General features: G+C 74.2%; 18 protein-coding genes and 1 riboswitch. Of the genes, 7 read left to right on the top strand and 11 right to left on the bottom strand.

The features are described from left to right. Positions 1-69: 69 nt before the first annotated feature. Positions 70-837: an enhanced serine sensitivity protein SseB gene (locus tag Q3Y56_RS25070; RefSeq protein ID WP_304464085.1), complete on the bottom strand. Its 768-nt coding sequence runs from the start codon at positions 835-837 to the stop codon at positions 70-72. A gap of 224 nt (positions 838-1,061) precedes the next feature. Here Q3Y56_RS25070 and Q3Y56_RS25065 point away from each other — a divergent pair, with 224 nt between their 5' ends. After that, entirely contained in the window at positions 1,062-1,580 is a 519-nt protein-coding gene (locus Q3Y56_RS25065; RefSeq protein ID WP_304464084.1) for a hypothetical protein, read from the top strand. 36 nt (positions 1,581-1,616) lie between these two features. Here Q3Y56_RS25065 and Q3Y56_RS25060 read toward each other — a convergent pair whose 3' ends face one another. Then, entirely contained in the window at positions 1,617-2,237 is a 621-nt protein-coding gene (locus Q3Y56_RS25060; protein WP_369696796.1) for an AAA family ATPase, read from the bottom strand. 225 nt (positions 2,238-2,462) lie between these two features. Continuing rightward, positions 2,463-2,570, top strand: a riboswitch (glycine riboswitch). Positions 2,571-2,712: 142 nt separating this feature from the next. On the opposite strand from Q3Y56_RS25060, the gene gcvT reads away from it, so the two are divergent. The 4 genes from gcvT (at position 2,713) to Q3Y56_RS25040 (ending at position 7,176) form a co-directional block, all read left to right on the top strand. Next, positions 2,713-3,831 carry a glycine cleavage system aminomethyltransferase GcvT gene (gene gcvT, locus Q3Y56_RS25055; RefSeq protein ID WP_304464083.1) on the top strand — a complete coding sequence of 373 codons (1,119 nt, stop codon included), beginning with the start codon at positions 2,713-2,715 and terminating at the stop codon, positions 3,829-3,831. A gap of 131 nt (positions 3,832-3,962) precedes the next feature. Beyond that, entirely contained in the window at positions 3,963-4,340 is a 378-nt protein-coding gene (gene gcvH / locus Q3Y56_RS25050) for a glycine cleavage system protein GcvH (protein ID WP_304464082.1), read from the top strand. A 12-nt stretch (positions 4,341-4,352) separates the two neighbouring features. After that, positions 4,353-5,609, top strand: coding sequence for a serine hydroxymethyltransferase (glyA, locus tag Q3Y56_RS25045; protein ID WP_304464081.1), 1,257 nt, complete (start codon positions 4,353-4,355; stop codon positions 5,607-5,609). A gap of 184 nt (positions 5,610-5,793) precedes the next feature. Beyond that, positions 5,794-7,176, top strand: coding sequence for an L-serine ammonia-lyase (locus tag Q3Y56_RS25040; RefSeq protein ID WP_304465785.1), 1,383 nt, complete (start codon positions 5,794-5,796; stop codon positions 7,174-7,176). Positions 7,177-7,185: 9 nt separating this feature from the next. Here Q3Y56_RS25040 and Q3Y56_RS25035 read toward each other — a convergent pair whose 3' ends face one another. Then, positions 7,186-7,842, bottom strand: coding sequence for a flavin reductase family protein (locus Q3Y56_RS25035; protein ID WP_304464080.1), 657 nt, complete (start codon positions 7,840-7,842; stop codon positions 7,186-7,188). A 66-nt stretch (positions 7,843-7,908) separates the two neighbouring features. Here Q3Y56_RS25035 and Q3Y56_RS25030 point away from each other — a divergent pair, with 66 nt between their 5' ends. After that, the gene (locus Q3Y56_RS25030; RefSeq protein ID WP_304464079.1) at positions 7,909-8,637 is read left to right on the top strand and encodes a helix-turn-helix transcriptional regulator; all 729 of its coding nucleotides are present in this window, start codon (positions 7,909-7,911) and stop codon (positions 8,635-8,637) included. Between the two features lie 107 nt (positions 8,638-8,744). After that, positions 8,745-11,663: a CHAT domain-containing protein gene (locus tag Q3Y56_RS25025; RefSeq protein ID WP_304464078.1), complete on the top strand. Its 2,919-nt coding sequence runs from the start codon at positions 8,745-8,747 to the stop codon at positions 11,661-11,663. A 14-nt stretch (positions 11,664-11,677) separates the two neighbouring features. Here Q3Y56_RS25025 and Q3Y56_RS25020 read toward each other — a convergent pair whose 3' ends face one another. The 8 genes from Q3Y56_RS25020 to Q3Y56_RS24985 form a co-directional block, all read right to left on the bottom strand. Then, positions 11,678-13,540 carry a caspase family protein gene (locus Q3Y56_RS25020; protein WP_304464077.1) on the bottom strand — a complete coding sequence of 621 codons (1,863 nt, stop codon included), beginning with the start codon at positions 13,538-13,540 and terminating at the stop codon, positions 11,678-11,680. Then, on the bottom strand, positions 13,462-14,526 hold the full coding sequence (locus Q3Y56_RS25015) for a 1-acyl-sn-glycerol-3-phosphate acyltransferase (protein ID WP_304464076.1): 1,065 nt from the start codon (positions 14,524-14,526) through the stop codon (positions 13,462-13,464). Before Q3Y56_RS25015 ends, Q3Y56_RS25020 begins: the two co-directional genes overlap by 79 nt. Then, entirely contained in the window at positions 14,523-15,284 is a 762-nt protein-coding gene (locus Q3Y56_RS25010) for a GNAT family N-acetyltransferase (RefSeq protein ID WP_304464075.1), read from the bottom strand. Before Q3Y56_RS25010 ends, Q3Y56_RS25015 begins: the two co-directional genes overlap by 4 nt. Positions 15,285-15,431: 147 nt before the next feature. Continuing rightward, positions 15,432-16,682, bottom strand: a complete 1,251-nt coding sequence (locus Q3Y56_RS25005) for a cytochrome P450 (RefSeq protein ID WP_304464074.1) — start codon at positions 16,680-16,682, stop codon at positions 15,432-15,434. Then, positions 16,679-17,224: an ATP/GTP-binding protein gene (locus Q3Y56_RS25000; protein ID WP_304465784.1), complete on the bottom strand. Its 546-nt coding sequence runs from the start codon at positions 17,222-17,224 to the stop codon at positions 16,679-16,681. The genes Q3Y56_RS25005 and Q3Y56_RS25000 overlap by 4 nt, the downstream gene beginning before the upstream one ends. 85 nt (positions 17,225-17,309) lie before the next feature. Continuing rightward, entirely contained in the window at positions 17,310-17,672 is a 363-nt protein-coding gene (locus Q3Y56_RS24995) for a DUF742 domain-containing protein (protein ID WP_304464073.1), read from the bottom strand. After that, the gene (locus Q3Y56_RS24990) at positions 17,669-18,097 is read right to left on the bottom strand and encodes a roadblock/LC7 domain-containing protein (RefSeq protein WP_304464072.1); all 429 of its coding nucleotides are present in this window, start codon (positions 18,095-18,097) and stop codon (positions 17,669-17,671) included. The genes Q3Y56_RS24995 and Q3Y56_RS24990 overlap by 4 nt, the downstream gene beginning before the upstream one ends. Beyond that, the gene (locus Q3Y56_RS24985) at positions 18,094-19,506 is read right to left on the bottom strand and encodes an ATP-binding protein (protein WP_304464071.1); all 1,413 of its coding nucleotides are present in this window, start codon (positions 19,504-19,506) and stop codon (positions 18,094-18,096) included. The genes Q3Y56_RS24990 and Q3Y56_RS24985 overlap by 4 nt, the downstream gene beginning before the upstream one ends. Between the last annotated feature and the right edge of the window lie 134 nt (positions 19,507-19,640).

Here is a 19,640-nt window from a genome sequence, read left to right as displayed (position 1 = left end):
GGCGCGGCGCCGCACCCCGCCCGGTCATCCAACCAGCTTACGAGTCCGCCGCGGCGGTGTCCGGCACGGTCACCGGTCACGGTCGTAGAACGGCCGGACCCGCTCCAGCATCCAGTCGCCGACCGGGTCCTGGGCGACGTCCAGCAGCACCAGCTGGACCGGCCAGGGCACGGGCACCGCGCCCAGCGCCCGGCCGAGCGCGTCGAGTACGAGCGCCTGGGTCTCGGGGGTCGCCAGGTCCACCTGGACGCCCACGAACAGCGTGGGGGCGCCGTCCTCGACACGGGCCAGGGCGCGCCGGGCGGTCCGTACGTCGGGCACCGTGGCGAACTCCAGCCCGGCGGCGGCCAGGAAGTCCACCGGTTCGTCCTGCCAGTCGGGCTGGAAGAGCAGCACCCGGCCGCCGGAGGCAGGGCCGTCCAGTTCCGTGCGGCCGGTCCGGCACAGCTCGGCGACGGCGGGCGGCGGCAGCGGCGCGCCGACCGCGCCGCCGGGGTTCACGGCGATGCCGAGCTGCGGGGGCAGGCCGCGGGCGAACTCCACGGCGGGGGCCACGGCGAAGGACATCCGGTCGCCGACGATCCGCAGGAACTGCTGTTCGGAGCTGAACACGGGGACGTACGCACCGCCGTCGATCTCCAGGGTCGGCAGATCGAGGTCGGTGCTGCCGGGGCCGCCGCCCTTGGGCAGCGGGATCCACACGTGGCTGCGGCCGAGGACCTCGACGATCCTGGCGCCCGCGCCCGGCACCCCGACGGAGGCGGCGAGCACCTCTTCGAGTTCGTTGCCGGGGAACGCGCCGTGCAGCGCCTCGGACCCGTCGCTCTGGATGCTCATCCCGTCCCCACCGCCATCTCGCCCAGCCTGCACAGCACCCTAACGGCTGCATGCCCGCCTTTGGTCGCCAGCCCGCGTCCGGCGCGGGATTCGCGCAGGTCGCGGGCCATGGCGGTCGTTCCGTACGGCGACTGCGGACCGTATCGGAAAAGTTGCGGACCGCAACTGGCCGTGCACACCGTGGTCGCGTACCCGGGTTGACATACCGAAGGGACTACCCATCCATGCGCACCAGCAAGGCGACCTATACCGCCGTATCCGCCGCGATCTGCGGCTCCCTGGTCCTGGGCTTCGCCGGCCCGGCTATCGCCGACGGGCCCATCCCGGACCGCCCCGCGTCCGCCAAGGCGGCCCCCCGCGAAACGTCCCACCGCCTCGTGGCCATCCACAAACTCCGCGACGCCATCCAGGACGCCGACGAGTTCATCGCGGAGGCCAGGCAGCGGGACCCGGACCGCTTCCGCCTCGGCTTGTTCCGGGACCGAGTGGAGACGAACGGCATCAACGCGGTCCAGGCCAGCAAGAAGGCTGCGCTGAAGGCCAAGATCCGAGGAAAGAAGGCCGACCCGTCCGACGACCTGGTGGGCCTGCTGGAGCGGCTGCTCGAAGGCGTCGACGAGCTGCTCGCCGCGGTCCTGGCCGACCGGGACAAGAGCGTGCGGATGACCCTGGAGCAGGACCTGTCGGACGTGCAGGAGGACCTGCGGCTCGTGCTGCCCAGGCTGCTGACCGTACTGCTCTAGCCCGACGGTCCGTGAAGACGGACAGCCCGGAAGACCTCACTCGAAGCCGATGCCCTCCAGGGCATCGGCGGCGGGGCGGTCCAGCAGCACCGCCGAGGCGCAGCCCCGCGGCGGGCTGCCGCCCTCGGCGTCGGCCACCAGGCGGGCCACGGCCCGCCGGTGCCGGAGGAAGGCGTATCCGGAAACCCCGCGACCACGTGCCGCCTGCCCCCTGAGCGCGAGGGCAGGCGGCACGTCCAACAGCACCAGGTGCAGCCTGCGGCCCCGCCGCCGGGCGTGCCACGCCAGCCAGCGGCGCACCCAGCGCAGGGTGCCGCAGTCGTGCACCACCACACTCGCGCCCGAGCGCAGCGCGCGGCGCAATCCCGCGTAGTGCGCCAGCCGCACCAGCGGGCGGTACAGCCCGTACGGCAGCCAGCCCGGCAGCCGCCGCTCCCAGCTCTCCCGGGTGTCCTGGGAGTCGACGCGCAGCACCGGGCCACCGCGCCGGTCCAGTCCGGGCACGGTCCGCCGCATCAGGGTGGACTTGCCGCTGCCGGGCAGTCCGGAGGCGACGGCGAGGTCCCCGGCCGGGAAGCGCAGCTCACCGGCCGGGGCGACGGCCCCGCGCAGATCGTGGACGGGCCGGCTCCGGCCGGGCCGGAGCACCGGCCGCAAGGGCCCCGCGACCTGCCCGCGCGGCAGCGGGCATCCCTGTGCGACATCGTTCTGACACCTGCGCTGCCTGTGCACGTGATCGTCCTCCTGGGTCCGGTCACCGCCGCCTACCCGAAGAGTGTCAAGGGAAGGTAATGGCGCACAAGGAACGACTGATTCCCGTCCGGGGGTTCCCTTGTGGCGCGTACGTGCGATGATGTGCGCGCCAACTGCATACCGGCCGCTTGAATCCGCGCGGGAGAGTCCCCGGACCGGCAGTCACTGCCGAGCACGGGGCGCCGAAGGAGCAAGTCCTCCCTTGAATCTCTCAGGCCCCGATACCGCGCGGGCGAGGCAGATCTGAAAAGCGAGCCGCCGACGCGGCTCCGCCGAAGGTGCAAGCCGTCCCCCGCCCGGGGTCACGGTGAAGCTCTCAGGTTCCGATGACAGATGGGGAGAAACGTCACCCATACGCCCTCGCCTGGGAGTAATGACCATGACAGACGCCCCCCGTCATACGGCTCTGGACGCGCTGCACCGCGCGCTCGGCGCCACCATGACCGACTTCGCGGGCTGGGACATGCCGCTGCGCTACGGCAGCGAGCGTGACGAGCACACCGCCGTGCGGACCCGCGCGGGCCTGTTCGACCTCTCGCACATGGGCGAGATCGCCCTCACCGGCCCGCAGGCCGGGCAGGCGCTGGACCACGCGCTGGTGGGGAACCTGTCGACGCTCGCGGTCGGCCGGGCCCGGTACACGATGATCTGCGACGCCGAGGGCGGCATCCTCGACGACCTGATCGTCTACCGGCTGGCCGACCAGGAGTACATGGTCGTGGCGAACGCCTCCAACGCCCAGGTGGTGCTGGACGCGCTGACCGAGCGGGCCGCGGGCTTCGACGCCCAGGTACGGGACGACCGCGACGCGTACGCGCTGCTCGCCGTCCAGGGACCGCAGTCCCCCGCCATCCTCGCCTCGCTCACCGACGCCGACCTCGACGGCCTGAAGTACTACGCCGGGCTGCCCGGCACCGTCGCCGGGGTGTCCGCCCTGATCGCCCGCACCGGCTACACGGGCGAGGACGGCTTCGAGCTGTTCGTGGACCCGGCCGACGCCGAGAAGCTGTGGCAGGCGCTGACCGAGGCGGGCGCGGACGCGGGCCTGGTGCCGTGCGGGCTCTCCTGCCGGGACACCCTGCGCCTGGAGGCGGGCATGCCGCTGTACGGGCACGAGCTGACCACCGCGACGACGCCGTTCGACGCCGGGCTCGGCCGGGTGGTGAAGTTCGAGAAGGAAGGCGACTTCGTGGGCCGGGCGGCGCTGGAGGCGGCCGCCGAGCGGGCGAAGGCCGCGCCCCCGCGGAAGCTGGTGGGGCTGGTCGCCGAGGGCCGCCGGGTGCCGCGCGCCGGGTTCTCGGTGGTGGCGGCGGACGGCACGGTGATCGGTGAGGTCACCTCCGGCGCGCCGTCCCCGACGCTGGGCAAGCCGATCGCCATCGCGTACGTGGACGCCGCGTACGCCGAGCCGGGCACCGAGGGCGTCGCGGTGGACATCCGCGGCGCCCACGAGCCGTACGAGGTCGTGGCCCTCCCCTTCTACAAGCGGCAGCGCTGACCTCTTCTCCTTCTACAACCGGCAGGGCCCACCTCGCGCACCGGCTTCGGCGGTGACGAATTGGTCACCCTCGTCCCACCTGGCAAGACCCACGGCACAGGCACACCTTCGGATCCAGGAGAATTCACGTCATGAGCAACCCCCAGCAGCTTCGCTACAGCAAGGAGCACGAGTGGCTGTCGCCCGCCGAGGACGGCGTGTCGACGGTCGGCATCACCGAGCACGCCGCCAACGCGCTCGGTGACGTGGTCTACGTCCAGCTTCCGGAGGTCGGGGCCACGGTGACCGCGGGCGAGTCCTGCGGTGAGCTGGAGTCCACCAAGTCCGTGAGCGACCTGTACTCGCCGGTGACGGGTGAGGTCACCGCGGTCAACGACGATGTCGTCACCGACCCGTCGCTGGTGAACACCGCCCCGTTCGAGGGTGGCTGGCTGTTCAAGGTCCGCATCACGGGTGAGCCGGACGACCTGCTCTCCGCTGACGAGTACACCGAGTTCTCCGGCTCTTAAGGACCCTGACGCATGTCGCTTCTGAACAGCTCCCTGCACGAGCTCGACCCGGACATCGCCGCCGCCGTCGACGCCGAGCTCCACCGCCAGCAGTCCACCCTGGAGATGATCGCGTCGGAGAACTTCGCTCCGGTCGCGGTCATGGAGGCCCAGGGCTCGGTCCTCACCAACAAGTACGCCGAGGGCTACCCCGGCCGCCGCTACTACGGCGGCTGCGAGCACGTCGACGTCGTCGAGCGGATCGCCATCGAGCGGATCAAGGCGCTCTTCGGCGCCGAGCACGCGAACGTGCAGCCGCACTCCGGTGCCCAGGCCAACGCGGCGGCGATGTTCGCGCTGCTCAAGCCCGGCGACACGATCATGGGTCTGAACCTCGCGCACGGCGGGCACCTGACCCACGGCATGAAGATCAACTTCTCCGGCAAGCTCTACAACGTGGTCGCCTACCACGTGGACGACACCGGCGTCGTGGACATGGCCGAGGTCGAGCGGCTGGCCAAGGAGGCCAAGCCGAAGCTGATCGTGGCCGGCTGGTCGGCGTACCCGCGCCAGCTGGACTTCGCCGCCTTCCGCCGGATCGCGGACGAGGTCGGCGCCTACCTGATGGTGGACATGGCCCACTTCGCGGGCCTGGTCGCCGCCGGGCTGCACCCCAACCCGGTGCCGCACGCCCACGTCGTGACCACGACCACCCACAAGACGCTGGGCGGCCCGCGCGGCGGCGTGATCCTGTCCACGGCCGAGCTCGCCAAGAAGATCAACTCGGCGGTCTTCCCCGGTCAGCAGGGCGGCCCGCTGGAGCACGTCATCGCGGCGAAGGCGGTGTCCTTCAAGGTCGCGGCGTCGGAGGAGTTCAAGGAGCGCCAGCAGCGCACCCTGGACGGCGCCCGCATCCTGGCCGAGCGCCTGACGCAGCCCGACGTGGCCGAGGTCGGCGTCTCCGTCCTGTCCGGCGGCACGGACGTGCACCTGGTCCTGGTGGACCTGCGCAACTCCGAGCTGGACGGCCAGCAGGCCGAGGACCGGCTGCACGAGATCGGCATCACGGTCAACCGCAACGCCATCCCGAACGACCCGCGCCCCCCGATGGTCACCTCGGGCCTGCGGATCGGCACCCCGGCGCTGGCCACGCGCGGCTTCACCGCGGACGACTTCCGCGAGGTCGCCGACATCATCGCCGAGGCGCTCAAGCCGACCCATGACACGGAGCCGCTCAAGGCCCGCGTCACGGCGCTCGCCGAGAAGCACCCGCTGTACTCCGGGCTGTAACCGCACGCCCACACGCCCGACACGGGGCACTGTGCACACTGGAAGGTGCGCGCAGTGCCCCCGGGTGCCGGCGCACACCGCGTACGCGCACCACATCCGCGCACCGCATCCGCGCACGCGCACCACATCCGCGCACGGCATCCACCGCACGACCGCTCACCAGCAGAAAAAGGGGTCCGCCACCGTGGCCATCTCCGTCTTCGACCTCTTCTCCATCGGCATCGGCCCGTCCAGCTCCCACACGGTCGGCCCGATGCGCGCCGCGCGCATGTTCACCGGCCGGCTGAAGAAGGACGGCCTCCTCGCCCAGACGGCCTCGGTCCGCGCGGAGCTGTTCGGCTCCCTCGGCGCGACCGGTCACGGCCACGGCACCCCCAAGGCCGTCCTCCTCGGCCTGGAGGGCCACTCCCCCCGCACCGTCGACGTGGAGACCGCCGACGACGAGGTGGAGCGGATCCGCAGCACCGGGCGGCTGCGGCTGCTCGGCGCCGAGATAGGGGCCGCTCACGAGATCGCCTTCGACGAGTCGACCGAGCTGATCCTGCACCGCCGCCGCTCGCTGCCGTACCACGCCAACGGCATGACGCTCTTCGCATACGACGCCGAGGGCGTGCCGCTGCTGGAGAAGACGTACTACTCGGTCGGCGGCGGGTTCGTCGTGGACGAGGACGCGGTCGGCGAGGACCGGATCAAGCTCGACGACATGGTCCTGAAGTACCCCTTCCGCACCGGCGACGAGCTGCTGCGCCTCTCCCACGAGACCGGCCTTTCCATCTCCGCGCTGATGCTGGAGAACGAGAAGGCCTGGCGCACGGAGGAGGAGATCCGCGCGGGCCTGCTGGAGATCTGGGAGGTGATGCGCGCGTGCGTGGCCCGCGGCCTGTCCCGCGAGGGCATCCTCCCCGGCGGCCTCAAGGTCCGCCGCCGCGCCGCGCACTCCGCCCGCCAGCTGCGCGCCGAGGGCGACCAGCAGGCGCACGCCATGGAGTGGGTCACGCTCTACGCGATGGCGGTCAACGAGGAGAACGCCGCGGGCGGCCGCGTGGTGACCGCCCCCACCAACGGTGCGGCGGGCATCATCCCCGCGGTCCTGCACTACTACCTCAACTTCGTGCCCGGCGCCGACGAGGAGGGCGTGGTCCGCTTCCTGCTCGCCGCGGGCGCCATCGGCATGCTCTTCAAGGAGAACGCCTCCATCTCCGGCGCCGAGGTCGGCTGCCAGGGCGAGGTCGGCTCGGCCTGCTCCATGGCCGCCGGCGGCCTGGCCGAGGTCCTGGGCGGCTCCCCCGAGCAGGTGGAGAACGCCGCGGAGATCGGCATGGAGCACAACCTCGGCCTGACCTGCGACCCGGTCGGCGGCCTGGTCCAGATCCCGTGCATCGAGCGCAACGGCATGGCCTCGGTCAAGGCCGTCACCGCCGCCCGCATGGCCCTCCGCGGCGACGGCCGCCACCACGTCTCGCTGGACAAGGTCATCAAGACCATGAAGGAGACGGGCGCCGACATGAAGGTCAAGTACAAGGAGACGGCGCGCGGGGGCCTCGCGGTCAACGTCATCGAGTGCTAGCCCCGCCGGTCAGCGCGGCCGGGTGGTCAGTACCGCGGTCTCGGAGCGGAAGCCGTGCCCCAGTTCCGGGCCGAGGCCGTGGTAGTGGCGGAAGTTGTAGATCAGCGGGCTCCACAGGGCGGGGTCGATGTGCTGGGTGCCGGGGATGACGACGCGCGGGTCGGCGTGGACGCGGAGCACCTCCGTCTCGACGGCCCAGAAGACCCCGTCGGCGCTGGGGGTGAGCTGTCGCACCCTGGCCTCCAGTTGGAGCGGGCACTCCGCGACGCGCGGCGGGCGGACCACCTCCGACTCCTGGGGGTGGAGCCCGGCGGCGGCGAACTTGTCGGGCTCGTGGCGGTAGAAGGCCCGCTTGCCCGGCGGCACCGGGTCCGCGCCCGTCAGCGGCGCCAGGCGCTCCACGGCCCGCCACAGCTCCGGTGACGGCAGGCTGATCACCAACTCCGGGCGGGCCGCGAGATTGTCCGCCGTCCGGCTCTCCCTGCCTATGCCGAGCACCACGGCCTGCCCCAGGGCCCAGGCGGAGGAGACGGGGGCGAGATTGGGCGTGCCGTCAGGGTTCTCGGTGCTGAGCAGGGCCACGGGCGTACCGAAGTACAGGATGCTCGGGGTGATGGTCAGATGCCGCCGGCCGGTGCCGGCCGGGGCCTGCGATGCGCTGTTCATGGCCGATGACCGTAGGCGCCCGACGCTTCGGTGACGGTCGAAGCGTCCGCCCGCCACAATGGCCGCGTGCACAGCTTCCACGCCTACGAGGACGGACCGGACCTCGCCGCGCTCGCGTCCCTGCTGGCCGACCGCACCCGCGCCGCGTTCTGTCTCGCGCTGCTGGACGGCCGGGCGTGGACGGCGACCGAGCTGGCCCGGCACGCGGGCGTCGCGCTGTCGACGGCGACCGGGCATCTCAACCGGCTGGTGGCCGGCGGGCTGCTGGCGGAGGAGCGGCAGGGCCGGCACCGCTACGTACGGCTCGCGGGCGCGGACACCGCGGAGATGATCGAGAGCCTGGCGACGCACGCGCCCTACCGGCCGGCCCCGGTGCGCTCGCTGGCGGACGCCAACCGGCGCCGCGCCCTGTCCCGCGCCCGTACCTGCTACGACCACCTCGCCGGCGTGCTGGGCGTGGCGGTGACCGACGCGATGACGGACCGGGGCTACCTCGGCTGGGACTACGGCCCCGCCCTGACGGCGGCGGGCCTGCGCTGGCTGCGGGAGACCGGTGTCGCGGACGACCGCCCGGTGGGCTCGCGCCGCCCCCATGTCCGTACCTGCCTGGACTGGACCGAGCGCCGTCCCCACCTGGCGGGAGCCCTGGGAGCCGCGTTGTTCCGGCACGCGATGGACGCCGGGTGGCTGACGCGGCGGGGCACCTCGAGGGTCGTGCTCGTCACCGAGGCCGGCGCGGTGGCGCTGCGCGAGCGGCTCGGACTGCCGGACGAGGTGCTGGCGCCCGCGCCGTAGACACGGGGACGCGGGTGTCGACCGCGAACCGATCGGGGAACGGTCAACAGGCGACCGGAAGAGGCCGGTTGGATACAGGGCGGCAGGAGAGACGGGGTGGCTGAGGAGTGCCAGAACGCGGGAGCTACGACCTCAACGCGGTCGTGTACGAGCTGCGGCGGGCGGGCGCCGGGGGTGTGCCGGACGCCGCGACCGCGATCCGGCTGACCGCGCTGATCTGCGACCGGCTCGGGTGCCGTACGCCGCGCGAGGCGTACGAGCGGATGTACGCGGACTGGCGTGACCTGGCGGAAGACACCGTGCGGGCGGGCATGTTCGCCGGACAGGTGCTCACCCTGCTTCCCCTGTTGCAGTACGAGGGGCCGTGCGCCACGCCGGCGCAACAGGAGGAGCTGTTCCGCTGCGCGATCGCCCACGGTCCGACGGAGCCGCAGTGGCGGGCGGGCGTTCTCGGGGCGGCCGGGATGGCGGTGCTCAACGGCACCATGTCCGCCGATCCGGCGCGGATGAAGGAGGCGCTGGCCCGGCTGGAGCAGGCCCGCGAGCTGATGCCGCCGGGCTCTCCCGAGCGGGACGCGATCGAGCTGTCCCACGCGGCCGTACGGGCGCACCTGGCCCAGCTCAGCGGCGGTGAGGAGGACTTCGACTCGGCCGTGGCGGATCTCCAGCGGCTGAGCGGTTCGGAGGTGCTCGATCCCGGCGCGCGCCTGGCCATGGAGGGCCAGCTCGCCGGGTTCCGCGCCCGGCAGGCCACCCGGCGCGAGGACGAGGCGGCGCTGGCCGCGGCCGTCCGCGAGTTGGAGGCCGTGCTGGCCCGGATCCCGCCCGACCACCTCGACCGCAGCCGCATCCAGGGGTTTCTGGACGCCTCGCGAGCCAACCTGCTGATGCTCCGGGCGCACCGCACCGGCACGTTTCCGCCCTCCGGCCTCGGCCCGGCCATGCCCCCGCTGGAGGAGGTGCGGCGTCTGCTGTCGACTCTGCCGACAGACGTGCGGATCGACGAGCTCGGGAGCACCGGGATCAACCGGGCGGGCTACGCGACGGCCGCCGACGACGCGAAGGGGGTCTCGGAGGGACTGGAACTGCTCGAAGAGGCCCTGGACCTGCTCGACGCCGACGACGACCGCTGGCTGCGCTTCGCCTCCAGCGCCGGGGTGGGCCACTGCGTCCTCTCCGGCCTGCCCGGCGTGCCGGTGACGCGCCGGAGGCACCACCTCGACCAGGGCATCTCCTGGCTGTCGCACACGCTGCGGCTCGCGGGAGGCCCGGAGCACCCGCTGTGGGCCACCATGGGGATGGCTCTGGCGACGGCCTACCGCAGACGGGGCGGCACGCTGCCGTTCGACCCGCGGTCGGCGCGCCGCAACCGCGAGGAGGCCCGGCGGATCGGCCTCGACGCCCTGCGCGGGACGACCTGGAGCGTGCTGCTCCAGTCCGGTACGGCACACGCGGCCGAGGTCGGCCGGCAGGCGGCGGAGAGCGCGCTCGACGTCGCCCGCTGGTGTCTGCTCGACGGCGCGTACGACGACGCCGTACGGGCCCTGGACGCCGGGCGCGGGCTGCTGCTGCACGCGGCCACGGTGGCGGCCACGGTCCCGCAGACGCTGGCCTCGCTCGGGCACGCCGACCTGGCGGCGGAGTGGGAGGCGGCGGGGCCCGATCCGGGCGGCCGGGCGATGGCGCTGGACGGAACGGCAGTCATGGGTCTGTCGAATGGAACGGGGGTCGTGGGCCCGTCGGATGGAACGGGGGTCATGGGCCCGTCGAGCAGACTGCGCCGCCGGGTGCTGGACGCGCTGAGCGCGTCCCCGCACGGACCGCGCATGCTGGAACCGCCCACGACCGGCGAGATCGGCGCGGCGCTGCGCACCCTGGGAGCCACCGCCCTGGTGTACCTGGTGCCGGGCGGCGAGCTGATGCCCAGTGAGGACCGGGTGCCCGGCGGTGCGCTGATCGTCTCCGCCGACGGGTCGGTACGGCACCTCCCGCTGCCCGGACTGGCGGCGGACGCGGCCCCGTTGGCGGAGTACCGGGCCACGGGCGCCCCCGGCCGCGACATGGGCGGGCCGCCGGCCGACCCGGCGCGGCCGCCACTCGACGGCCGGGCCGCGCTGGAGGGGCGGGCCGCGCTGGAGCGGCTGTGCGACTGGGCGGGGGAAGCGGTGATGGGCCCGCTGCTGGCGGCGCTGCCGCGCGGGTTCGGCCGCGCTCCGGCGGTCGTCCTGGTGCCGGTGGGCGCCTTGGGCATGGTTCCGTGGCACGCGGCCCGTACCGCCGGGCGGCGCGGGCCGCGCCACGCGTGCCAGGACGCGCAGATCTCGTACCTGCCCTCGGCCCGGCTGCTGTGCGAGCTGGCCGCCCGCCCGGCGCCGCCCGCGACGGCGGCCGGGCGGCGGTCCCTCGTCGTGGGGGACCCCACGGGCGATCTGCGGCACGCCGCCGAGGAGGCCGCGGCGATCCGCGCCGCCTTCTGCCCGGAGGCCGAGCTCCTGGACGACCGCACGGGGACGCCGGAGGCGGTACGGGACTGGCTGCGGCGGCAGCGCGGCGGGCTGCTCCACCTGGCCTGCCACGGCGTGGTGCGGCACGGGGAGCGGCACAGCTCCTATCTCGACCTGGCCGGGGGCCGCCTGACGGCGGAGGAGCTGACCGAGGGCGCCGATCGGTATCCGGACCTCGGCCTGGTGGTGCTCGCCGCGTGCAGCACCAACGTGTCCGGGCGGGGCTACGACGAGGCGTACAGCCTCGCCACGGCGTTCCTGGTCGCCGGGGCCCGCTCGGTGCTGGGCTCGCTGTGGACCGTGCCGGACGGGGCCACGTCCCTGCTGATGTACATGGCGCACCACTTCATGCACCGCGCGGGGCTGCCGCCCGGCGCGGCGCTGCGCCGGGCGCAGTTGTGGATGCTGGACGACCGCAGGGAGACACCCGCCGGGATGCCGCGGGAGCTGGCGGACCGGGTGCCGTCCATCGACGCGCGGGACCTGGCGGGGTGGGCCGGGTTCACCCACCTCGGCTGGTGAGCGGCGCCGTCGGCTCACGGGACCACGGTGCGGAGTGCGACCGTGGCGGTCCCCCAGCGGCCGGTCCCGTGCGGCGCGCCGCCCAGGTCGCGGCCGCCCGTGCCGGGGGCGTCGAAGCGCAGCATCGCGTCGGCCGGTCCGGTGGCATCCCGTCCCACAAGGTCGTCCGGGGGCCACGCCGGGAGCCGGAACGGCGCAGTGTTCAGCTCGTTCTCGGTCACGATCAGCTTCAGCCAATCCTGTACGGCCGCGCCCGGCCGGAGCGGGCGGGAGCCGGGCAGTTGCAGCCACACCGGGTCGCCGCCCCGCGCCAGGCCGGTCCGACCGGGGCCGACGAAGTCTCCCGGGTACAGCGCCGGATGGGCCTCGTGGCTGTCGGTCAGGTTCAGCAGCACGCACCACAGCTTCCGCCCGGAGTCGTTGTGGATGCGCACCCTCGTCAGCGGCGGGCTGCCGTCGGGCCCGTACGCGTACAGGTGCTCACCGGCCGCCGAGAGCCCGCCACCGCCTCTGAGCGGCTCCAGGGAGACGCGGACGAGGGCCGACAGGCCGGGGTCCGGGTTGTCGAGGTCGCGCAGGGCGCGCCAGCGGGCGATGTGCGTGAGGCAGGCGGCGACCTGCGCGGCGTCCCCGGGCGAGCTCAGCGGCAGGAACCGCCCGGCGTCCAGCCCCCGGTGCCGCACCCGGGCCTGCGCCCCGGTGATGTCGACGGTGACGTGGGCCGACGGCGGTGTGCGGCCCTCGTCTCCCGTCGGGACCAGGGTCAGCAGCGCGGCACCCGCGATCGCCTCTCGCAGCGCGGCGGCGGCGTGGCCGGTGGCTCCGGTGACCGCGACCGTGGTGGGCGGCAGCGCCAGCGCCGACGGCGTCACCGGATGGGCCGTCTCCCGGTCGGCCGCGCCCGGCTGCCAGCCGACCGGTTCCACGCGCGCCGTCTCCGGCTCCACCGTACGCACCACCACGCGCGCCCCGGCGCGCCGCCCGCCGCCCGGCGCCGCCAGCACGGTGAACTCGACGCCGGGGGCCCGCAGCCCGTGCGCGGCACCGCAGTTGACCTGCCAGCCGCCGATCGTGTGGCGGAGCCGGAAGGGCGCGGCCGGGAGCGGGTCACCGTGCAAGGACCGCCGGTCGCCGGCGCCGACCAGCTGCGGGTGCTGCCGGGGACTGAGCCGGCCCACCCGGTCGGCGACCTCGTCGTGCAGCTCCCCGTACGCGGCCAACGGACCGGTCGTGCCCAGCGCGTGCAGCAGCGCGTGGCTGAACAGACCGCGCGGGCGCCCGTCCAGATGTCCCTCGCGGGCCTTCTCGTCCAGTCGGCTCGCGGCCAGCAGCACATGCCGGGGGCGGTACGGTCCGGGCCCGGCCGCGCCGCGGCCGCCGGGCGTCCGCCACCACGGCTGCCACGCGGTGCCGCGCGGGACGAAGCCGTCGTCGTCGCCGCGCGTCGCGCCGCCGGAGTAGCAGCAGTCCAGTACGGCGACGACATGGGCGCCCCGGTCGGCGATGCCGTCCAGCAGGCCACCGAGTTCGGCGTCGGCGAGGAGGGGCTGCCCGCCGGGGGTGAGGCTGTCGTGGCACACGAGCGCCTGGGACATGCCGGTGGCTTCGCGGGGGTCGTCGGTCGGGGCCTGCGCGCCGTGGCCGCTGAACCACAGCAGGGCCGTGTCCCCGGGGCCGCCGAGCGCGAGGTGGTCCGCGATGCCCCGCAGGACCGCGGCCCGGGTCGCCTCCCGGTTGTGCAGCGGGCGCACGCGGGCGTCCAGGTCGGGCCGCCCACGGAGCCATTCCGCCGCGGCCGTCACATCGTTGACGCAGCCGCCCAGGGGCTGCTTCGGATAGTCGTCGATCCCCACCAGCAGGGCGTACACGGTGCGCATGCGGTGAGCATGGCAGGGTGCGGCGGGCGGATGGGGGGCGTTTGCCGGTCGGTTACCGGAGGGTCCGAGGCCGGATGGTCCGATGCCCGGTGTCGCGATGCCGGATGGTGCGATGCCGGATGGTGCGATGCCGGATGGTCCGGCGCGGCCACCGCGGCCCGCACCCCGGCCACCGCGGCCCGCGCGCGGGCCGCCAGCGCGCGGCGGTCGTCGCCGGGGGCGGGCAGCAGCGGCGGGTGGACCGTCACGCGGACGGTGAGGCCCGCGGCGCGGTTCACCCGGCGCAGCGAGGTGGCGAAGTCGTCGTCGCCGACGAACGCCGCCACCGTGGTCGGGCCGCGGTGCTGGAGGTAGTCGAGGGTCACCGGCCGGATGGGGGCGCCCGCGTCGAGGGCCGCCTGGAAGGTCGCCCGGCGGAAGGTGCCGCCCGTGCCGGCGCACCAGGTGACTCCCTGCGGGAAGACCATCACCGAGCGGCCGTCGCGCAGCAGCCCGGACATCCGGTCGACCGTGCCGGGCAGGGAGCGCAGGCTGTCGCGGTCGATGAACAGGGTTCCGGCCCGCCGCGTGAGCGGGCCGACCACGGGCCAGTCGGCCACCTGCCGCTTGGCCAGCATGGTGACCGGTTCGACGGCGAGCAACGCGATGACGTCCAGCCAGGAGATGTGGTTGGCGACGACGAGGGTGCCGCCGCGGCCGGGCACGGTCAGCGGCCCGGAGCCGCCCGGTACGGTCGCCGGTCCGCCTTGCCACTCCGGCCGTCCGGACATCCGTACGTCCAGCCGTACGTCCAGCGCGTCCAGCACCGCCTGCGCACGGGAGCGCAGCACCGCGGGTTCGGCGATGCGCCCGCCGCGCAGCAGGGCGCCGGCCACCGTACGCGCCAGGGCTCCGGTGCGCCGCCAGGCGACGGCGGCCGGAACCGGGGGCGCGGCGGGTGCGGCGCAGCCAGGGGTGCACGGGGACCACGGGCCCCAGGTGTTCACCGGGTTTCGCCCAGGAAGTAGCGGCGGTACCGGTCGTTGATCCGCTCGGTGTCGAGGACAACGAAGAAGTCGGCGTCGTCGAAGTCCCGTTCGTGGTGCGGCGCGCCGCACATCCAGGCGCCGACCCGCAGGTAGCCGCGCAGCAGCGGCGGCAGGTCGGCGTAGGCGGGCTCGGGGGTCAGGGTGCGGGTGGGCATCCAGGGCTCGAGGGGCTGGACCCGCAGCTCCGGCGGCGCGGCGTGCTTGGTGGTGCCCAGCAGCCAGGCGTTGGCGGCGGCCTGCCCGCCGTCGGCCAGCGGGACGGAGGCGCAGCCGGCGAGGTAGCGGTAGCCCGACAGCAGGACGTAGCGGGCGAGTCCGGCCCACATCAGGTTGATCACGGCGCCGGAGCGGTGGTCGGCGTGGACGCAGGCGCGCCCCGCCTCGACCATCGTGGCGCGGACGGTCGCGGGGAGGGCGCGCAGGTCGAACTCGGTGTCGGAGAAGAGCCGCTCGGAGCGCCCCGGCGGGAGCAGGCGGTAGGTGCCGACCACCTCGCCGGTGGCGGTCTCGGTGACGATCAGGTGGTCCATGACGTCGTCGAACGCGTCGACGTCGCGGCCGTCGCCGGTCACCTGGAGGCGGGCGCCCTTCTCCTGTCCGAAGACCTGGTAGCGCAGCCGCTGCGCGGCGTGGACCTGTTCCTTGGTGTCCGCTATGGAGGTGACGTAGTTGCGGGTGGCGGGTGGCGGGGCGGCGGAGGTCGAGAGCAGGGGCATGCCTGGGCTCCGTTCGAGGGAACTGCCGTGCCTATGACCCGACCACCATCGCGGCGGTGCCGAACGCCCCGGTGTCCGCGCGGTGACCGGCGCGGGAACGCTCGCGGCAGCGCTCGCGCGGCATGCGCGCCATCCCCCCGTCACGCCCTAACGCGGTGGGGCGCCCGTCCACGGGGTGATGCCCGCCTGCTCGGGATGGATCGGGGTGAACCGCACCGGGAGGTGTGCCAGCGCCGTGTGGAAGGGCCCGGGGCGCCAGGGCAGCCCTGGGCGCGGGGTGGTGAGCTCCATGTCGCACAGATGGCTGGTGATCTGCTCGATGGCCGTCGTCGCCATGAGCAGCGCGTGGCCGCGTACGGGGCAGGCGTGCGGGCCCGCGGACCAGGCGAGGTGGGCGCCGCCGTCGGTGCGGGGGCCGGGCGGCAGTCCGTCGGGCGTGGTGTTCGCGGCGGCGTACGAGACGAGGACCAGCTGCCCGGCCTGGATGCGCACGCCGTGGAAGTCGACGGCGGTCCGGGGGAAGTGGGCGCCGTAGTTGGCGAGCGGCGGCTCGTTGCGCAGGACGTCGTGGACCGCGTCCCGGGCGGTGAGGGCGCCCCCGGCCAGCGAGCTGTAGTAGCGGTCGTCGCTGAGCATGCGGGACAGGGCGTTGGAGATGAGGTCGGCGGTGGGCTCGTTCCCGGCGGCGAGGGTCAGGATGACGTGGTGGACGACCTCCTCGGCGCTCAGGCCCGCCGGGTGGTCGAGGTAGCGGGAGATGAGGTCCGGGCCGCGCCGCCGCTGTTTGAGGGCGACGAGTTCGGTGACGTAAGCCTCGAACTCGGCCACGGAGCGGGTGGTCTCCTCCGGGTTCTGCGCCTCCAGTATCCCGGCCAGCGGGGCCAGCAGCCGGTCGTGGTCCTCGTACGGCACGCCGAAGAGCTGGTTGAACAGGACCAGCGGCAGCGGTCGGGCGTAGCCGGCGACCAGGTCGGCGCTGCCGGTGGCGGCGAACCGGCGGATCAGCGAGTCGGCGGCACGCGCGGTCTCCGCCCGCAGCGCGTGCGGGTCGATCATGGCGAACGCGTCGGTGATGACGCGCCGGTAACGGGCGTGCGTCTCGCCGTCGTTGGTCAGCGCGGTGGGCCGCCAGCCCAGCATCGGCAGCACCGGGCAGTCCGGCGGCACGGTGGCCTGCCAGGCGCGGGGGTCCTTGCTCCAGGTCGCGGTGTCGTGCAGCAGGTCGAGGGCGGCGCGGTAGCCGACGACCAGGTACGCGCCGACGCCGGGCGCGATGTCGACGGGGGCGACCTGCCCGTACTCGCGCAGCCGCGCGTACACCGCCTGCGGGTGTGCGGCGAAGTCCGGCCCGTACAGCGGGATCGCGGGCATGTGGTGCGGTTGCGCGGGCGAGGTCATGGGGCGGCGTCCAGGGTGGTGTGGGCGATCAGGTACGAGACCAGCGCGATCAGCGCGTCGACGGCGGAGTCGGCGTCGCGGGCGTCGCAGCCGACCAGGGGGGTGTGCGGCGCGAGGTCGAGGTGGTCGCGGATGACGTCCAGGCTGTGGGCGGGCGAGTCGGGGAAGGTGTTCACGGCGACGGCGTAGGGCGTCCCGGCCTCCTCGATCAGGTCGAGGACCTCGAAGGACGCGTCCAGCCGCCGGGTGTCGACCAGCACCAGCACGCCCAACGCGCCGTGGGCGATCTCCTGCCACAGGCGCAGGAAGCGGCGCTGCCCCGGGGCGCCGAAGAGATAGAGCACCAGGTCGCCGGGGAGGGTGCGGCGGCCGAAGTCGAGGGCGACGGTGGTGCCGGTCTTGTCGCGGATGCCGTGCAGGTCGTCGACGAGTTCCCCGGCCCGGGTCATCACCTCCTCGGTGTGCAGCGGCCGGGTCTCGGAGACCGTCTGGACCAAGGTGGTCTTGCCGACGCCGAAGGCCCCGGCGATGACGATCTTCACGAGTGTCTGCCGGGTGTCCGTCAGATAGCCGGGGAATCCGGTGCGTGCCCCGCCCGCGGGGGCCGCCGGGATCGCCGGTGTGCTGTCATTCGCCTCGTATGGCACGGAGCCCACTGAGCACCCTCTCCAGTAACTGCGTGTCCTGCTGGTCCGCCTGGGGCACGGGGGCACGGGCCCGCAGATGGCCCTGGTCGACGAGCTCGGCCACCAGCACCTTGGCGACGCCGACGGGCAGCCGGGCGTACGCGGCGACCTCCGCGAGCGACAGCGGCCCGCCGCTGAGGAGTTCGGCGATGCGGTAGCGGGGCGGGTCGAGTCCGGGCGGCACCTGGTCGGTGGCCGCGCTGAGCAGCGAGAGCGCGTCCAGGGTGTTGCGGCTGGGCTCGGCGCGGTCGCCGAGCGCCATGAAGGACGGGACGAACGGTCTGCTCTGCCGCCCGCCCGTCATGAGGCCGTCGCGCCGCTGTCACGCGCCTCGGCGGTCATGACCTTCTCGCCCAGGGTGGTGACCTGGATCTGTACGTGGTGGGAGAGGATCTCCATGTCGCAGCCGCGGTCGGCGAAGACCGCCAGAAAGGTGTTCTCCCCCGCCGGGACGGCGAAGACGTAGCCGTTGTCCGTGGCGACGACCACCTGTTCCACCGCGGTCCGCGGGTCGCCGGACAGCTCCCTGGCCAGGGTGCGGGCGGCGCCCTGGAGCGCGGACATCATCGCCGCCGCCCCCTCGCCGGCCTCCCGGGTCAGCCGGGGGGAGGCACCGGTCACCATGCCGTCGGAGGACAGCACGACCCCGTGGCGTACGCCCTTGAGGACCAGCAGGGGGTCCAGGACCCAGGACATGTCGGGGCGGACGGTGCGCTTGGGGGCGGTCATGAGGAGGTGTTCCCTTCCTGGCGGTCCTGGCCGTCGTGGGGGTCCAGGGGGTGCGGGGGGTGCGGGGCGTCCTGGTGGCCGGACCGGCGCGCGCTCGCCGCCCGGCCGGAGGCGGTGCCGCGCTGGAACGAGCCCCAGACGGCGCCGGTCTGCTCGGGGCTGCGGGCGGCGGGTGGACGGGGGGCGGGCGGCGGGGCGGCCGCCCCGGTCCCCCGCGCGGCGCCGATGGGGTGGTCCTCGGGCGGCTGCGGCGCGCGGCGACGGCGGCGCGGCAGCCCGGTGTCGGCGTCCCGCGGGGCGTGGGCCGGGTCGGCGGGCCCGGTGGTGGGGCGCGGCGGCAGCGGGGCCACCACGGACATGGGGGTGGTGGTCTCGTCGAGGATGGTCAGCAGCCGGCCGGGGATGTGCACGATGGCGCGGACCCCGCCGTACGGGGCGGGCTTGTCGACCGAGACGCCGAACCCGAACTGCCGCACCAGGCGGCCGATGGCCGCGAAGCCCGCGCGCGGCGGGTCGCCCAGCTCGGTGAGCAGCACCGGGTGCTGCCCGGACATCATGCGCGTCGCGTAGTCGATCTCCTCCGGGTGCATGCCGACGCCCGCGTCGTCGATGACGATCACGGCGCCGCTGTCGCTCTGGTGGAGGCTGACGTCCACCTCCAGGGTGCCGTGGGAGTGGTGCACGGCGTTGGCGAGCAGTTCGGCGACGGCGATGGCGACGGGCTCGGCGGCGCGGGCGACGACCCCGATGGGGTCGGTCAGCCGGCTGGTGACCCGGACCCGCTCGGGTCCGACGATGCGGGACTGGGCGCCGACGACGATGTCTCCCAGGTGGGAGTCGGCGCGGGTGAGGCCCGCGGTGGCGCCGCAGACCACGCCGGTGGCCTGAATGCGCCGCAGGATCTGCTCGTTGAGGCGGCTGAGGGCGACCGTGTCGGCGATGATGCGCGGGTCGTCGTACCGGTGCTGCATCGCGTTGACCAGGTCCTGGAGCTGGTAGCTCTTGGCCTGCATGACGGTGGTGGTGCCGCGGACGGTCGCCTGCGCCGCCTCGTCCACCCGGTGCCGCTCGGCGAGCACGGCGCGCGAGACCAGGTCCAGCACCGCGCGGTGGTCGCGGTCGGTCTCGCTGCCGAGGAGGCCGGGGTCGGCGAGGCCGGGGACGGGGACGTGGCTGTGCCGCAGATGGCTGGTGAGCGCGGGCAGCCGGTTGGCGACCAGGTGCCGGGTCTCCTCCGTCAGGGCCGTGACCCGCGCGGTGAGCCGGGTGACCTCCTCGGCCGCGGCGTCGCGTTCGGACCGCGCCCGGGCCGCGTGCCGGCGGGCCCGTACCAGGAACGGCACCAGCGCCACGGCGACGAGGGAGCCCAAGCCCAGGCACGCGGTCAGCGCCAGAGGTAAATCGGTCATCGCGGTCCTCGGTCGGTGCGGGCGGGTGGCCGGAACCGTCCCGCTGCGGGCGGCAGTCGCGACCCGCGACGATACGGCGGCCCATGGCCCGACGGCCGTGGAACCGCTGACAGTTGACGGAACCCACGCCATGC

The organism is Streptomyces sp. XD-27, assembly GCF_030553055.1.
Lineage (GTDB): Bacteria > Actinomycetota > Actinomycetes > Streptomycetales > Streptomycetaceae > Streptomyces.
This window is presented reverse-complemented; position numbering and strand designations above follow the sequence as displayed.

What these genes read in the sequence shown, in the direction of transcription:
- Q3Y56_RS25070 (WP_304464085.1), bottom strand. Translation starts at nt 837, where the DNA reads ATGAGCATCCAGAGCGACGGGTCCGAGGCGCTGCACGGCGCGTTCCCC.
- Q3Y56_RS25065 (WP_304464084.1), top strand. Translation starts at nt 1,062, where the DNA reads ATGCGCACCAGCAAGGCGACCTATACCGCCGTATCCGCCGCGATCTGC.
- gcvT (WP_304464083.1), top strand. Translation starts at nt 2,713, where the DNA reads ATGACAGACGCCCCCCGTCATACGGCTCTGGACGCGCTGCACCGCGCG.
- gcvH (WP_304464082.1), top strand. Translation starts at nt 3,963, where the DNA reads ATGAGCAACCCCCAGCAGCTTCGCTACAGCAAGGAGCACGAGTGGCTG.
- glyA (WP_304464081.1), top strand. Translation starts at nt 4,353, where the DNA reads ATGTCGCTTCTGAACAGCTCCCTGCACGAGCTCGACCCGGACATCGCC.
- Q3Y56_RS25035 (WP_304464080.1), bottom strand. Translation starts at nt 7,842, where the DNA reads ATGAACAGCGCATCGCAGGCCCCGGCCGGCACCGGCCGGCGGCATCTG.
- Q3Y56_RS25020 (WP_304464077.1), bottom strand. Translation starts at nt 13,540, where the DNA reads ATGCGCACCGTGTACGCCCTGCTGGTGGGGATCGACGACTATCCGAAG.
- Q3Y56_RS25010 (WP_304464075.1), bottom strand. Translation starts at nt 15,284, where the DNA reads ATGCCCCTGCTCTCGACCTCCGCCGCCCCGCCACCCGCCACCCGCAAC.
- Q3Y56_RS25005 (WP_304464074.1), bottom strand. Translation starts at nt 16,682, where the DNA reads ATGACCTCGCCCGCGCAACCGCACCACATGCCCGCGATCCCGCTGTAC.
- Q3Y56_RS24995 (WP_304464073.1), bottom strand. Translation starts at nt 17,672, where the DNA reads ATGACGGGCGGGCGGCAGAGCAGACCGTTCGTCCCGTCCTTCATGGCG.
- Q3Y56_RS24990 (WP_304464072.1), bottom strand. Translation starts at nt 18,097, where the DNA reads ATGACCGCCCCCAAGCGCACCGTCCGCCCCGACATGTCCTGGGTCCTG.
- Q3Y56_RS24985 (WP_304464071.1), bottom strand. Translation starts at nt 19,506, where the DNA reads ATGACCGATTTACCTCTGGCGCTGACCGCGTGCCTGGGCTTGGGCTCC.